General features: G+C 41.4%; 14 protein-coding genes. 1 reads left to right on the top strand and 13 read right to left on the bottom strand.

Annotation, left to right across the window (positions count from 1 at the left end; genetic code table 11):
* Position 1: 1 nt before the first annotated feature.
* The 10 genes from D1013_RS13920 to D1013_RS13965 are packed head-to-tail and all read right to left on the bottom strand — an operon-like array spanning position 2 to position 10897.
* A complete protein-coding gene (locus D1013_RS13920; protein ID WP_121849412.1) occupies positions 2 to 970 on the bottom strand; it encodes an ABC transporter permease in 969 nt (322 codons plus the stop codon).
* Entirely contained in the window at positions 970 to 2457 is a 1488-nt protein-coding gene (locus tag D1013_RS13925) for a sugar ABC transporter ATP-binding protein (RefSeq protein WP_121849413.1), read from the bottom strand. Before D1013_RS13925 ends, D1013_RS13920 begins: the two co-directional genes overlap by 1 nt.
* Positions 2457 to 3068: a DUF2291 family protein gene (locus D1013_RS13930; protein WP_121849414.1), complete on the bottom strand. Its 612-nt coding sequence runs from the start codon at positions 3066 to 3068 to the stop codon at positions 2457 to 2459. Before D1013_RS13930 ends, D1013_RS13925 begins: the two co-directional genes overlap by 1 nt.
* 17 nt (positions 3069 to 3085) lie before the next feature.
* Positions 3086 to 4027 (bottom strand): D-ribose ABC transporter substrate-binding protein, encoded by a 942-nt coding sequence (locus D1013_RS13935; protein ID WP_121849415.1) that lies wholly within the window; start codon positions 4025 to 4027, stop codon positions 3086 to 3088.
* Positions 4024 to 5475, bottom strand: coding sequence for a DUF1593 domain-containing protein (locus D1013_RS13940; protein WP_121849416.1), 1452 nt, complete (start codon positions 5473 to 5475; stop codon positions 4024 to 4026). Before D1013_RS13940 ends, D1013_RS13935 begins: the two co-directional genes overlap by 4 nt.
* Positions 5476 to 5482: 7 nt before the next feature.
* Positions 5483 to 6901, bottom strand: a complete 1419-nt coding sequence (locus tag D1013_RS13945) for a DUF1593 domain-containing protein (protein WP_121849417.1) — start codon at positions 6899 to 6901, stop codon at positions 5483 to 5485.
* 11 nt (positions 6902 to 6912) lie between these two features.
* Complete coding sequence (locus D1013_RS13950; RefSeq protein ID WP_121849418.1) at positions 6913 to 7881, bottom strand: transketolase family protein; 969 nt, start codon at positions 7879 to 7881, stop codon at positions 6913 to 6915.
* Positions 7882 to 7886: 5 nt separating this feature from the next.
* Positions 7887 to 8711 carry a transketolase gene (locus D1013_RS13955; protein WP_121849419.1) on the bottom strand — a complete coding sequence of 275 codons (825 nt, stop codon included), beginning with the start codon at positions 8709 to 8711 and terminating at the stop codon, positions 7887 to 7889.
* On the bottom strand, positions 8708 to 10129 hold the full coding sequence (locus tag D1013_RS13960) for an L-fucose/L-arabinose isomerase family protein (RefSeq protein WP_121849420.1): 1422 nt from the start codon (positions 10127 to 10129) through the stop codon (positions 8708 to 8710). The genes D1013_RS13955 and D1013_RS13960 overlap by 4 nt, the downstream gene beginning before the upstream one ends.
* A gap of 6 nt (positions 10130 to 10135) precedes the next feature.
* Positions 10136 to 10897 (bottom strand): DeoR/GlpR family DNA-binding transcription regulator, encoded by a 762-nt coding sequence (locus D1013_RS13965; protein ID WP_121849421.1) that lies wholly within the window; start codon positions 10895 to 10897, stop codon positions 10136 to 10138.
* 158 nt (positions 10898 to 11055) lie between these two features.
* Between D1013_RS13965 and D1013_RS13970 the strand changes: the two genes are divergently transcribed.
* Positions 11056 to 12147, top strand: a complete 1092-nt coding sequence (locus D1013_RS13970) for an adenylate/guanylate cyclase domain-containing protein (RefSeq protein ID WP_121849422.1) — start codon at positions 11056 to 11058, stop codon at positions 12145 to 12147.
* Positions 12148 to 12167: 20 nt separating this feature from the next.
* Here D1013_RS13970 and D1013_RS13975 read toward each other — a convergent pair whose 3' ends face one another.
* The 3 genes from D1013_RS13975 to D1013_RS13985 are packed head-to-tail and all read right to left on the bottom strand — an operon-like array spanning position 12168 to position 15160.
* The gene (locus D1013_RS13975) at positions 12168 to 12902 is read right to left on the bottom strand and encodes a LytR/AlgR family response regulator transcription factor (protein ID WP_121849423.1); all 735 of its coding nucleotides are present in this window, start codon (positions 12900 to 12902) and stop codon (positions 12168 to 12170) included.
* Entirely contained in the window at positions 12903 to 13931 is a 1029-nt protein-coding gene (locus D1013_RS13980) for a sensor histidine kinase (RefSeq protein WP_121850736.1), read from the bottom strand.
* 8 nt (positions 13932 to 13939) lie between these two features.
* Entirely contained in the window at positions 13940 to 15160 is a 1221-nt protein-coding gene (locus tag D1013_RS13985; protein WP_121849424.1) for an ABC transporter permease, read from the bottom strand.
* Position 15161: the final 1 nt, after the last annotated feature.

Consider the following 15161-nt stretch of genomic DNA (forward strand, 5'->3'; position numbering starts at 1 on the left):
ACTACTCTTTATTGGTTTTATCCATTATTACGGCCAATAATATAACAGCACCTTTGACCACCTGCTGCCAAAACGGACTCACATTCAATAAGACCAGTCCGTTATTCAAAACTCCAATAATTACCGCACCTAAAACAGTGCCCCAAATGCTGCCTTTACCACCACTAAGCGATGTACCGCCAATTACCACAGCGGCAATGGCGTCTAACTCATAACTGAGACCTGCGTTGGGTTGTGCGCTATCTAAGCGAGAGGTTACCATGAGCCCCCCAATGGCAGCGGTTATACCTGAAAGGGTGTAAACAATCATCTTAACCCTTTTGGTATTGATTCCCGAAAGAAGTGCGGCATTCTCATTACCACCGATAGCGTAAATGTATCTACCTAAAGGAGTTTTATTGGTAAGAAATACGGCCAACAAAACTACTACCGCGGTTATCCAAACCGGAAAAGGAACTCCTAAAAACCACCCTGTACCGATAAAACCAAAATGATCACCCAATCCATTTATGGGGAAACCTTCGGTATAGAGCATAGTGAAGCCTCGAGCCATTGTCAACATCGCCAAAGTGACTACGAAGGCAGGAGCCTTAAAACGGGTGATGGCGAAACCATTGAACCAGCCCAAAGCTCCCCCAACCACTATAGCGGCAATAATAGCACCCAACAAGGTAAAACCGATATTCACATTTTCCGATGGTACGTCTATTCCGAACTTGAGGAGTCCTGCCCCTACGGCACCGGCAAAAGCTAATATGGAACCAACGGAAAGATCAATGCCCCGGGTTAAAATAACCAAGGTCATACCCACCGAAATACAAATATTAACCGATATCTGTCTTAGAATATTCCATCCGTTATTTACGGTCAGAAATTTGTCCGATAAAATACTGATAGCCAAGCACATTACGAAAAGTGCAATCAGTGGCTGTAGCTTAATCAGTCTGTCTTTAGTGGCAGTTGCTATCATTATGCTATTGCTGCTTTTAGAATATTTTGCTCATTCGCTTCATCTATATCAAAATTGCCGGTTATCCGTCCTTCACTAAGCACCAAAACCCGATGACTTACTGCCAGTATTTCAGGAATCTCAGAAGACACGATGATTATACCCATTCCCTCGGAAGCCAGTTGGTCAATGAGTTTGTGTATTTCACTTTTCGCGTGCACATCGATTCCTCTTGTAGGTTCATCAAGCATCAATACCTTTGGATGGGTTGCCAACCATTTGGCCAATACCACCTTCTGCTGGTTACCCCCACTAAGGTTTTTAATCAGCTGTTGGTCAGAGTCTGTTTTTATTTTAAGTTCATCGATGTACATTTCTGCCAAAGCCCTTTCTCTATCAATTTGCAATACACCCACGTTACATAGTTGCCTCAAGACCGTTAAACCCATGTTTTTTCTTACCGAAAGGTCCGGTACGATGCCATCTCTTTTTCGGTCTTCGGTAACAAGTGCCAACCCTTCTTTGATGGCGGTGATGGGGGAATTAATTTTTTTTGAGATGGAATCAATTTTGATTTCCCCTTGAGAAATACCGGTATGAACTCCAAAAATAGTCTCCAACAACTCTGTTCTGCCAGCACCCATGAGCCCAAAAACACCCAATACCTCTCCTCTTCTGAGATCAAATGTTATTCCCTTTTCAACATTGAAAGTCGGCAGCTTTAAATCGTATATTTCTAATATTTTAGGGTCATCGTTCTTTTTGACATGAATATTGTGACGGTGTAATTCTACTTCTCTACCGGCCATCATTTTAATAAGCTGATTTTCATCGACTTCGGATATAGCACCAGAACCGATAAATTTACCATCACGTAAAACCACATAATCGTCGCATATAGAAAATATCTCTTTCATTTTATGTGAAATATAGGCGATGGCCTTACCCTCTTTTTTTAGCTCAGAAATTATATCGAACAAAATTTTGGCTTCACTATCGGTAATGGCCGAAGTAGGTTCATCCATAATCAAAACCTTTGTATCGAGCATTAAGGCCTTGGCTATCTCCAATAACTGTCGCTCGCCCACCTTTAATTTCTCCACCCTGGTGTTTGGGTCTATCTTCAATTTTACTTTATCAAGTAGAAGGGCCGATCTGATGTACATTTCTTTTTTATCCAAAATGCCAAACTCGTTTTTTAATTCCCTTCCCAAAAAGATATTTTCAGCCACGCTTAAATAGGGTAGTAAATTGAGCTCTTGATGAATAATGGCGATACCGGCATTTTGAGCTTCCCTTGTGTTTTTGAACGAAACAGCCTCACCGTTCATCAACAATTCCCCCTCATAATCAGTATAGACCCCACTTAGAATCTTCATCAGAGTAGATTTACCCGCCCCATTTTCGCCAATTATACTCGTCACGTGCCCGGCATTCAGTTCAAGACGCACCTCTTGTAAAGCGGTGACCCCTGAAAATCGCTTGGTTATGTTTTTGGCAATGAGCATTACTGAAATTTGATTTGAACAGGAAGTACCTTAAACTGGTTGGTAGGCGGAAATTTTTTATTTACCTCCATCGCCCCTATAACCTGTAGCGTGTCACCTACCTTAGCTTTCTCTTTAAAAGGAGGAATCACGGTGTTTCTTATCATCTTATTGACCTCAGCAGCGATAGCATTCAAATCAGAAGTGTTTTGAAATTCTTTGTTATCAATCAATCCCGAGGCATCACGAATGGCATTTCCGTATATAAACTCGGTCTGTAATCGAACAATCAATTCATCTGAAATGGCCAAAAGGTATTCATCATCACTCTTATCTTCTACCGAGGCCGTAAACTGAATCAAAAAATAGCCAATATTGCCTACCGCTATCGCATTCGACCATTCCTCAAAAGCCCCTTGTTTATCGGACTGTAACCGCTGGACTAATTCTGGTAATGGAATCGCATCGGTATAAACGGTCGGTAATTCCTCGTTCACATAATTCTGGGCATAAGTAACGTGGTCAAAAGTTTCTACTTCATTTTTTAGCTCGTTCAAAGGCCTTATTTCAATCGAGAAATAGCCCACGATTAAAACAACCAATACCCACAAGAAATCTTTGAGAAATTTCATATTTAGTTCATTAAACCTTATTCACCGTACGCCGCATAATTTTCAACATTCTCGGCAGTGACCAACTCTACCGCAACCGGAATTTTCTGGGCAAAATCACGCTTTCCGCGTATGTATTCATCTGCAAAGATGGCTGCTCGTTCTGCCATTACATTAGGAAACTGCATTCCCGTTGCGGTAATTTTACCCTCTTGAATGGCCGATACCACGTCATCTGCGCCATCAAAGCCGAAAACCTTTACCGAATCTGCTATACCTGCGCCTACCAGAGCCTGATACGCTCCCATGGCCATGGCATCATTACCACAGAAAACACCCTGAATGTTCGGGTTTGACTGAATTATCGATTCCATAACCTCAAGTGCCTTATTTCGGTCGAAGTCTGCATTCTGTTGCGCAACCATTTTCAGTTCCGGGTAATTATCAACCACCGAATGAAAACCATTGGAACGAGCCCATGTATTATTATCACCGACCAAACCCAGCAATTCAACATAATTGCCTTTCTTATTAAGTTGCTGGGCAAAATAGGCCCCTACAGCAATACTACCCGAATAGCTATCGGAGAGTATTTGGGATGTAGCTGCATTTAAAGAGTTGATTTCCCTATCCATACAGAAAACAGGTATGCCGGCTTCTTTGGCCTTTTTGACATTGACGACACTACCATCAGCATCGGTGGGATTGAAAAGAACGGCATCAAAACCGGAAACAATAACATTATCAAAATGATCAGCCTCTAAAGCGGTGTTGTTCTGAGAATCGAAAATCTTGGCCTCATAACCCAATTCTTGGGCTTTTGCCGCAGCACGTTCTCCCAAAAAAACAAACCACGGGTTGTTCAATGTAGATATAATAACCGCCATTTTCTTAGGGCCTGAGTTCTTATCTTCTTGTTGTTTACAACCTAATGCCAAGGCTAAAACCAATAAAAAAACCTTTGTTGACGACAGTTTCATGGTTGCTTGGGTGTTACGTTCACTATTACCCTTTGGTATCTGGTCAATGAAGGCATACCATTATCGGTAACCTGTAAAATGAAATGTATGGTACCAACTTTATCGGTATTAGGTGCAACCAGGCTAGCGGTATGGGTATCGGCATTTATCAACTCTATATTTCCTCTTCTACTTACATTTAGAGTTCCTACCTCTTTGTATGCAAACCATTGATAACTTAGCTCATCACCGTCAGGATCGGTTGAATTAGCTCCGCTCAATACGATTTTCTCTCCTTCATAAACCGAAATCTCATTCTCATGATTCAATTTTACGGTTGGAGGATGGTTCGCCTGCTCATATATTTTTGTATTGCTCCAATCTATTCTTGCCGCAAAATCATGCTGATAGGCCTCGCGCCAACGCCAAATAGTGGCATGGTGGCTTGTATGCATCTTTTGGGTATGTTCGCTATAGACCTCATCTTGGGTATTGGTCCAAATAGGCCGTAATTCAGGCTCATACATGTATTTTTTATATTGAGGAACGTACAACTCGTACCTACCGCCCCAACTACCATAATTTGGGTTTTCAGGATTGCTTAAGCCGTTATTGATCAAACCTAAGAATGAAGGGGTATCGCCCTCCATTAAATACTCGGTGTGGGGATGCTCCGCTCCGAGCGGACCATGATTTTGACGTATATTTTTGTCAAGCCAAGGATTATCTACCAAAGTAAAATCTGGGCCATCAAACCGACCATGAAATTTGTCACCAGAAATACCCGACCATGTGGCATAATGGTACTGCCCTCCCCCATTTTCTTCATAACCAGGGCTCACCACATAAAAAATATTCGGGAAGTTGTTGCGTATCCATGGTCCTGAATCATCTTGATCAGAAATGGTATATACCCTCATTTTTCTGATTATCTGGTCTAATTCAGAAACCGTTTTGGTGCGCTGCATTTTCCAGAGAGCTTGTGCCAAAACATTCGTACCGCCCCAGGCCTGAATATAAATCGGTCGCTTATCGTCTTTTTCAAGTACTCGAATCAACCACTCCGAGCCTTCAGAATCGTTACCCTCGCCAACGCCTTCCATTCCAAACTTAGGGACACCAATCTTGACTATACTATTTAGATATTCGTGAGTTGGGTAACCCTTTTCATGAACTTCTAGATTCTGCCTCACTTTGCCATAGGCATCTACAATTTCGTGAATTCTCCATTCTGCGGTCTTATCTCGTTGCCAACAAGAGGTCGTGGCTACAATACCCTCTACATCCCACATATTGCTATAGGTGAGAAATCTTACCAAAGACTGTGCATCATCTGGCTCATTCTCTATATCTGTCAAAACAAATACTCGTGGTTTTTCATTAAAGTATTGAGCATACAATCGACCACCCGCGCATAATGTGGAGAAAAACAAAAGGTAAAAAATCGAAATCAGATAAACCTTTTTCATAATTTGTTCAATTGGGAATGATGTTCACGATTACCCTCTTGTATCTAGAAAGAGCCGGAGAGCCTTTATCGGTGACTTTTAGTATGAAATGAACTGTTTCCGGTTTCGTAACCTCAGGCGCTTTTATGGTGTGAACAAAATATAGATTTTCAGATAAGCCAAATTCAATTTTCTCTTTATAAGAACCGACTTCAGAATACTGAAACCATAGGTAACTTAAACTATCGCCATCTGGGTCTGTGGTTCCGATGGCGTTTAAACCAAAAATCTCTCCCGATTTCACGGTAATTTCATCATCATGACCCAAAGCAGGAACGGGAGGATGGTTGGCGTTTTCATAGCTTTGCGTACACCAATCCATTCTTGCGGCAAAATCATTTTGAAAATCATCACGCCACCGCCAAAGGGTAACACGGTTATCGGTAAAAGTGAGAGTATCATTTTTGACATTTCTACCAAATTCATTTGAAATAACGGGACTGTAGGTGTCATTTATGTTGGTCCAAATAGGTCGGGTCTCCTTTTCAATTGGCACTCCACCGGTAAAACCTTGGTCGAGCGAGTCTGGCCGATAGAGTTCATAGCGACCGCCCCAGCCACCCCAATTGGGCTTTTCGGGGTTATTCAAACCATTAGGAATCAAGGAAAGATAAGCGGGTGTATCACCTTCCATACCATAAGCGACATCTGGATACATAGTACCCAAAGGGCCATGCCCTTGTTGAATATTTTGAGCTAACCAAGAATTGCTAACGGTAGAATTGTCGACGCCCTCTATAGGTCTATTGATTGCAATCCAAGTAGCACCAAAATAACCTCCAGGGCTTACAATATAAAAAAGGTCAGGAAATTCTTTACGGATCCACGCGGCACTATCATCTTGATCAGAAATAGTGTACACCCTTATCTTTTTTATCAATCGGGCAGCCTCTTTTTTGCTCTTGGTTTCCCTAATTTTCCAGAGCGCTTGCGCCAAAGTATTTGGCCCTCCCCAAACTGATATATATAAAGGCCGCTCATCTTTCTCTTCCAAAACTTTAATAATCCATTCCGATCCTTCGGAGTCCTTCCCTTTGCCTACTCCTTCCATTCCATACACCGGAAGTCCTTCTTTTACTAGAGCCAACAAATCTTGAGGTGTCGGAAAACCCTTTTCGTGCTTCAATAGGTTGGGCTGAACCTTAGCATAGGCATTTATAATCTCACGTAAAGTCTCCGGAACCACTTTGCTTTTTTGGTGTACCGAAGTGGTAGCGACCAACCCTTCTATTTCAATCTCGTTGGCATAAAGCAATAGGCGGGTAAGCGATTGGGCGTCGTCTGGGTCTGCTTCTATATCGGTAAGCACCAATAAGCGATGCGGCTGTCCGCTAACCTTCATTGAGAAGCAGAGCAGTAAAATGAGAAGAGGTATGATTTTTTTCATTTTCTTTAATTTTAACTAAGAATGTTCAGCACGGTTTCTTTCAACCCCTCTGCTGAAATTCCGTAATGGTCAAAAATATTGACCTGTGAGCCTGTTACGGTATATTCATCAGGTATACCAATAATCTTAAAAGCATTATGAAAACCATTTTGCATTAGATAGGATGCACAGGCCTCGCCCAAGCCTCCATTGACCATATGCTCTTCTACCGTCACTATCGGTCGACCATTGGATGCCATGTCGGCAATCAAGCCCACATCTAAAGGTTTAATGGTATGCATACTGACGACCGTGGCTTGAACACCCCGTTCCGTTTCTAAAACCTTGGCCGCTGACCAAGCGGGATATACAGCCTCACCCGTTGCAATTATTGTCACATCATCACCTCTTCTGATAATTCTGCCCTTACCAAATTCAAATGATTCGTTTTGCTCATTTAAAAAAGGCATGGCTTTCTTACCAAAGCGGAGATAAAGTGGTTGGTTGAAATTCACTGCACTACGTACCGCCTGTTCCGTTTCGTAATTATCCGCAGGGGCCACGATGGTAATATTGTTAATCGCCCTAAGCGCTGCAAAATCATGTAAACTGTGGTGAGTGGTTCCTAAAGCCCCATAACTAACGCCTGCACTTATCGCGACCAATTTTACCGGATTATCGGAATAACACACATCATTCTTTATTTGCTCTAAGGCTCGAGCACTTAAAAAACAGGCAGGAGATACGGCAAAGGCTTTTTTTCCTGCAGACGCTAAACCTGCAGCTACACCCACTAAATTTTGTTCAGCTATACCTACCTCTACCACTTGATCAGGGAATTTTTCAGCAAAAGGCACCAACTTTCCGGAACCTCGAGAATCACTAGTGGTCACCAATATGTCACGATCGGTTACAGCCAACTCTTGAAGGGTATTCGAAAATACCACTTGATTGGGTACCCCCATGCGCAACTCTTTTTCTTCAATCTTATCAAGTTCCATCGGGTTCAAATTAAAGATTGTGACTCGTTTAGTTCATTTAATGCCATTTCGTACTGCTCATCACTTGGCACGCCGTGATGCCATTTAAGATTGCCTTCCATATAACTTACCCCTTTACCCTTTATCGTGTGCGCAATAATGAAATTGGGTTTTCCCACTTTAAAAGGCCCGTTGTTGAGAGCTTCTATAAGTTCTTCTATGTTATGCCCGTCGACCTCTCTTACTTCCCATCCAAAAGCCTGCAACTTTTCCTTTACAGAATCAATCCTCATGACATCTTCGTTGTTACCGGTAATCTGTTGCTTGTTATAGTCTAAAATGGCATAGAGATTATCTAAGTTGTAGTGGGCAGCCGCTAAAAAAGCCTCCCAGTTAGATCCTTCGGGAAGTTCACCATCTCCCAGTAAGGTGAAAATTCTATGATTCTTCTCATCCAATTTGGCTGCAATGGCTTCGCCTACACAAATGGGCAGCCCGTGACCCAGTGCACCAGTGTTCTGTTCCATCCCATTTACTTTTTTAGTGGGATGGCCAATATAATTGGACCCATAAGCACATAATGTTTCTAAATCATCCTCGGGAAAAAAGCCCTTATCGGCCAGGGTCACATATAAAGCCTCTACACTATGGCCCTTGCTTTGAATGTAACGATCTCGGTCGGGGTCTTTGAAGTTCTTTGGGTCTACATTCAAAACCTTGTTATAAAGAACGTTCAATATATCGGTGCACGACAAACTACCCCCTGTATGCCCCGCCTTGGCATGGTAGATATATTTCAAGAGCTGCTTTCTGAGAAATATAGATTTTAACCGAAGTTCCCTAACTGTCATGATACTTCTTTATGATGATATACTTGCCAACCTAGATAATTGCCCAGCGCTTCTTCTAAAATTGATGCCGTCTTCGAGGCATTCATAACTACGTGATGTTCAAATCCGTTTCTACAGACATAATTCATCAAACCCTGTAAATCTCCAATATTGGCAACGGCACGGTTACCAAATGTTTTTAGGGGGTCGTCGGTCAATTCGCCCTCACCCACATAAGCCTTGATGATTCCCTTAGGGTCGTCAGTACTGATACGCCCGTAGGTTAAGGGATTCGCGGGAGTTCTACCGTCTAAGGCACCATAAGTATTTTCAACCCCCACGGTAGAACCGAGAATCGGGGCATTGCTTATTTCAATATCCGGAAGAAAAGATTTCGCCCAATTACCACAATGAAAAAGCACTACCTTATTCACGTCATTAGCATAATTATTGTTCCAATCGACTAGCGCGCTTGGTGAACCCGATGCCAGTTGCATGGCATACATACTCAAAGTTCCGGTAACGTCTACTTCACAGGCAGAAGGCAACATATTCTCACTCATAATGCTCATGCTCGTGCATACGTTACAGCCATAATTTTGCTGTAAAGATGTCCAACATTGTATGGCTGTAGCATCTAGCGCATATTCTTCTACAAACTCATTGAGCACTACGTCGAGTTTGGCCATTTGAACCATGGCCGCATCCGGGGTTTTTCCCTTGGGAGCATAAGAGTTGATCAAATCGATATGCTGTTTGACCGATATATCATCTTTTGTGAGCTTTTCAGCTCGACCCAAAATTTCGGAAAGGTCTACCGTGTGTACCGATATACCATTGCGCTGAAGAATCTTCTCGGAATATCTAACCGTATTAAAAGCTCCGGGCCTGGCACCTACCGCACCTATTCGAACATTTCGCAGCCCCTTTACCACCTTGCATATAGAGACAAAATTCAATAAGTCTTTCTTAAAGCCTGGCTCGGACGGAAAGGATACGTGACTACTAGTCAGCGAATACTTGATACCATATTGATAAAGATTGTTACAAACCGATATTTTACCGCACCAAGAGTCCCTTCGATTTGCAACATTCATTTTAGATAACTCATCAGGGTAAGCCTGAACCAAAACGGGCACCTTCAAATCAGCAAGTTTCAAGGTATCGGCTACCCCCTTCTCATCTCCAAAATTTGGTAAAAGAACCAGCACACCCGTAATTTCATCTGCATGCTTCTTAAATAGTTCTGCACATTTTTGCGCCTCTTTAAATGTTTCAACACCCCCAAGCTTTGTAGAGGTAGTTGGTAAAAGAATAGGGGTTACCCCGAGGTCTTCAAAAACATCAAGGATTTCAATTCTTGCCTTCTCCACTAAACTATCGGGGAAAAAATCCCTATTTCCAATGATGACCCCAATACCCATTTTTTCTGTTGACATATCTGGTTATGCTATGATTACCTCTATTTCGTTTTCTTTGAACATCTCTTTATCCTTACTCTTTATTCCAGAGTCTGTAATAATGTAATCGATCAGTGATAAAGCACCTAAACTTGCTAAAGCACTTTTTCCGAACTTGGTATGGTCTGCCACTAAATAAGAAGTGTCGGCAGCATCTATCATCGCTTTTTTTACCACCAAGTCGCTTAAACTAGGGTATGTAAGACCTGATTTTAAGGAGATTCCCGCAGTTGCCAAGAATAATTTTTGCACATTGAGTCCATCAAAAAAATCAGCAGCCTTTTTCCCTGTTAACGACAAGGTAGGCGGCTTGAATTCCCCTCCGGTCATGATTACCTCAATACCTGGTTCTGTACCCAGCATCAGCGCAATATTCAAAGCATTGGTAATGACCGTCAGGTTTTTATAACCCATTAACTTTTTGGCTATCTCTGTCGTAGTACTGCCAGAATCAAGAATTATGGTATCACCACTTTCAATGAACTCTACGGCCTTTTTTGCTATCACCTCTTTTAGATTAAGATGGTCTTGGTTCACCAATGAAAGGCTCTGAACCTGACTTGAAACATCTCTTAAAAAGGCACCACCGTGCTCACGAACAATTTGACCTTCATCCTCCAGCTTTTCTAAATCTTGGCGTATGGTTACTTCGGTAACCTTAAAAATTTTGGCCAATTCGACCACTTTGGCCGAACCATCTTCTTTTAGAATTTCTAAAATCTTTATTTTTCTTTGATTTGGAAGCATATACCAAATAAAAGAAAAAAATAATAAATAATCGAAAATATTCAAATCATATTTATCCTCTTACCAATATCACTTTGAAATTAAACTTCCAATTATCTGAGATTTCATGATGATGGTAAATACCAATAATAGACTACTTTAGGGGCAAATAGCCGACCATGCTCCGACCCAAAACAAAAAGAAATCTTGCTAGAATATTGCCATTCGGTATTATTTGGTTGGTGATAGGCTGGCTCATACTTTTCATACAGGAAGCGGCCACACAACACAAAAACCTTAACCCTGATGCAGCCATAACCCTTACGCCTAGCGTATTCGTATTTGCCAGCTTAGCGGTCGCTATTGTTGGCTGGGCCGTCGGTGCTGTTGAAGTACTTTGGTTAGGGAGGCTCTTTGAGAAAAAGTCATTTTCCCAAAAACTTTTCTACAAAGTCTTGTTCTACAGCGTATTCTTACTAATCGTGATGATCATTGTATACCCCATTGCCGCGAGTTTAGAACTTGGTTTGTCACCGCTTCATTCAAAAGTGCTTGAAAAACTATCCAATTTTTTCATTAGTATCGACTTTGCCAGTACTGCCGTATCATTGGCGTTTAGTCTTTTTGTGAGTCTCTTTTATTCCGAAATCAACGAAAATGTCGGTCACGGGGTACTTATGAACTTCTTCACCGGTAAGTATCACAAACCAATTGAGGAAAAGCGAATTTTTCTCTTTTCGGACATGAAATCGTCCACCACCATTGCCGAAAAATTGGGGCACATTAAATATTTCGAGCTGTTAAGAAATTATTATTCCGATTTCTCGGATGCCATCATAGATTCTTCAGGGGAAGTGTATCAGTACGTAGGTGACGAAATAGTAATCACTTGGGAAATTAATCAACAGACCGATATCTCAAGATGCATCGATTGCTTTTTTTTAATGAAAGAAAGCTTGAGTAAACGTGCCGCCTGGTATGAGAAACAGTTCGGACTGCAACCTACTTTTAAAGCAGGTCTGCACATAGGGCCTGTTACCACCGGCGAAATCGGAACCTTGAAAAAAGAAATCATTTTTACAGGTGATGTGTTGAATGCCACGGCTCGAATACAAAGTCTCTGCAATCGGTTCGGCACCGATCTTCTTATTTCGAAGCATTTGGCCGATCAACTCGGTTCGTACAAAAACTATAGTTTTAAATCAATGGGTTCTCAATCGTTACGTGGAAAAGAGGAACCATTGCAGCTATATACACTAGAACCAATCTGAATATTATTGAATAAGTCTTTCTAGCCTCCCAACGAGTTTCTTTGAACAAACTCAAGAAATTTTGGCTTGTACTGGTCAGAAACCGTAATTCTTAAATCATTGATCAAAATCTGACTTCTTTCAATTACCTCGACATTATTCAATGAAACGATGTATGACCGATGAACCCTTAGAAAATCAGTTTCAGGAAGTTCTTCTTCCAAAGATTTTAAGCTCATTAAAGTTAGAATCGGTTTGGGATTTCCTTTGAGCCAAATTTTCACGTAATCCTTTAATCCCTCAATAAAAAGAATTTCACTGAGTTGAATTTTTAGCTGCCGATATTCCGATTTTACAAACAGAAACTCCTTTTGAAAATTACCTTCATTTACTTTTGGAACATTTTTTAAAGAAAACCAATCCAACGCCTTTTGGGCGGCCATTAAAAATTCTGAATAATCGAAAGGTTTAAGCAGGTAATCTAATGCAGATACCTTAAAGCCCTCTAGCGCGTATTGATCAAATGCCGTTGTAAATATTACTTTGCACTCTTTTGGCAGCATTTTCGACAACTGCATACCGGTCAAATCAGGCATTTGAATGTCAAGAAACAATAAGTCTACCGGTTCATGTCGCAAAAACTCTAATGCCTCGATGGCTGAACTACATTTTTTTTTCAGTTCTAAAAAGGGAGTTTTTTCTACATAGCTCTCGACTAAGTTGAGGGCCATGGGTTCATCATCTACTACAATACAACTTAAAATTTGGGCTGCCATTTACGTTTCAACTTTTAATTCTACGTGGTACATTCCTTCATCGACCCATTTTCTTAATTGGTGCTTAGAGGGGTATAATAGTTGTAATCTCTTCTCCAAATTCTGCAGGCCAATACCCGACCCACTTTTATCCGAGGTACTTTTAGGAAAATTTCTATTGACGACCCTAAAATCTATGGTATTCGACTTAATATCCATTCGCATATCAATTTCACTATCGTCTTGAGCTGAAACCCCGTGCTTAAATGCGTTCTCTATTAAGGAAATGAAAAGCAAAGGCGCTACCTGCAAGTTATTATCGCTCGATGGAAAATTAGTTTTCACGCTCGTTGAGTCGGAAATGCGTAATTGCATGAGATCAATATATTTTTGAAGGAAATCTATTTCTTTTGATAAGGGAACTTTCTCCGATTTAGTCTCGTACAACAAATATCGCATCAACTTGCCCAAGCTATGAATTGTTGATTTGGCTTGAGAAGGAGAAATATCTACTAGGGAATAAATATTATTCAGCGAATTAAAGAAGAAGTGCGGTTGCAATTGGTAGCGCAGATGCTGTAACTCTGATTGTAATTTAACATTTGCCGCTTCTTTTCTCTCCGTTTCCGTTCGTTGCCAATTTTCCATGGTCTTAAGAGCAATAGCGCACATAACGGGTAACATATACGAGAACATCTGAACGTATAGAAACATCTTCGGCGGAGGCCCCTTGCCTTCTTCCATAGGTTTAAAAACTTGCTCAAAGAAAAGCATATTGATCTCTCCGCGCAGCGCTATGAATAAACCTATCGCTATCAAGTTGTAGAGAATAAACCAAAAAGTTTTGCCGGTAAACAGAAACCGACTTACCAGAAACAAGTAATTGATATAAAAGAGAATGGCATAGAAGACCAAAGGAACCCATGAATGTGCCGCCACCTTCGAAAGCAACTGATCATCTCCTGATGATAAAAGGTAAGGAAGGCTGAATAATACGGCCCAAGCCAAAAAATGAAATAATACGATTATTTTTTTATCACTCTTAATCATTTGCACATTTATTCATATCTAAGTGCGGTAATAGGATCTAAAGCGGCGGCCTTTCTCGCCGGGTACCATCCGAAAAATATACCGGTCAAGGCACACACAGCGAAGGATACCACTATGGAGTAAAGTGCTACCGAGGTAGGCCAATTTAGCAGTTTTTCTATAAAGAAAGTGGCACCCAACCCTAAGAAAACACCAATAAGCCCGCCGGTCACACTTATAAGTATTGCCTCAATCAAAAACTGTAACATAATGTCGGTACCCTTGCCCCCTACTGCCATTCGCAGCCCTACTTCTTTGGTGCGTTCTTTTACCGAGACATACATAATATTCATAATACCGATACCGCCAATCAAAAGTGAGATACCCGCGATGGCCACTAGAAGCACTGTAAGCATTTCACTTGTTGAACTAAAGGTAGAAATAAGTTCTTCCATAGAGCGTACTGAAAAATCATCGCTTTCATTTTCCGATAAACGGTGTTGGGCCCTCATTATTTCCGTTACCTCATCAACGGCATCGGGGGCCTTTTCTTCGCTGACCGCCGATGCCAGAACGGATTGAAGATAATCAATGGCCAAAATTCTTTTTTGTACCGTTGTATAAGGTGCTAAAAGAATATCATCTTGGTCTTGCCCGAAGGTATTCTCCCCTTTTTCTTCCAACACCCCTATCACCTTAAAGGGAATATTGTTGTAACGTATAGTTTTCCCCAAAGGGTCTTCGCCTTCACCAAAAATATTATCGACCACGGTCTGACCCAGAACGGCAACTTTCGAAGCCGAACGAACCTCGGCATCGGTAAACATGCTACCACTCTTCAAACCTACAGCTTTAATGCTCAAGTAGTCTGGATTCACGCCATAAATAGAGGACGGCCAGTTATTCGAACCATTAATTACTTGCCCATTACCGCTTACTTCCGGTGTTATGTACGATAGTAGCGATGCCCCTTCTTTGATGGCTTCATAATCGGCAAAGGTCAACGATTGCATTTCACTTCTATCTAAGCGAACACCGCCTCTCATATCAGCTCCGGGGCGTATGGTAATCATATTAGAGCCCATACTCGAAATCTGTTGCCTGATGCTTTGCTTTGAACCTTCACCTATTGCCAACATGGCGATAACCGAAGCTACCCCAATAATAATACCCAGCATGGTCAATAGGGTTCTTATTTTATTCAAGACAATTGCCTTGAAAGCAATCTTTATGGAATTTAATATTCTCATA

Origin of the sequence: Euzebyella marina, assembly GCF_003687485.1 — a bacterium.
Classification (GTDB): Bacteria; Bacteroidota; Bacteroidia; order Flavobacteriales; family Flavobacteriaceae; genus Euzebyella; species Euzebyella marina.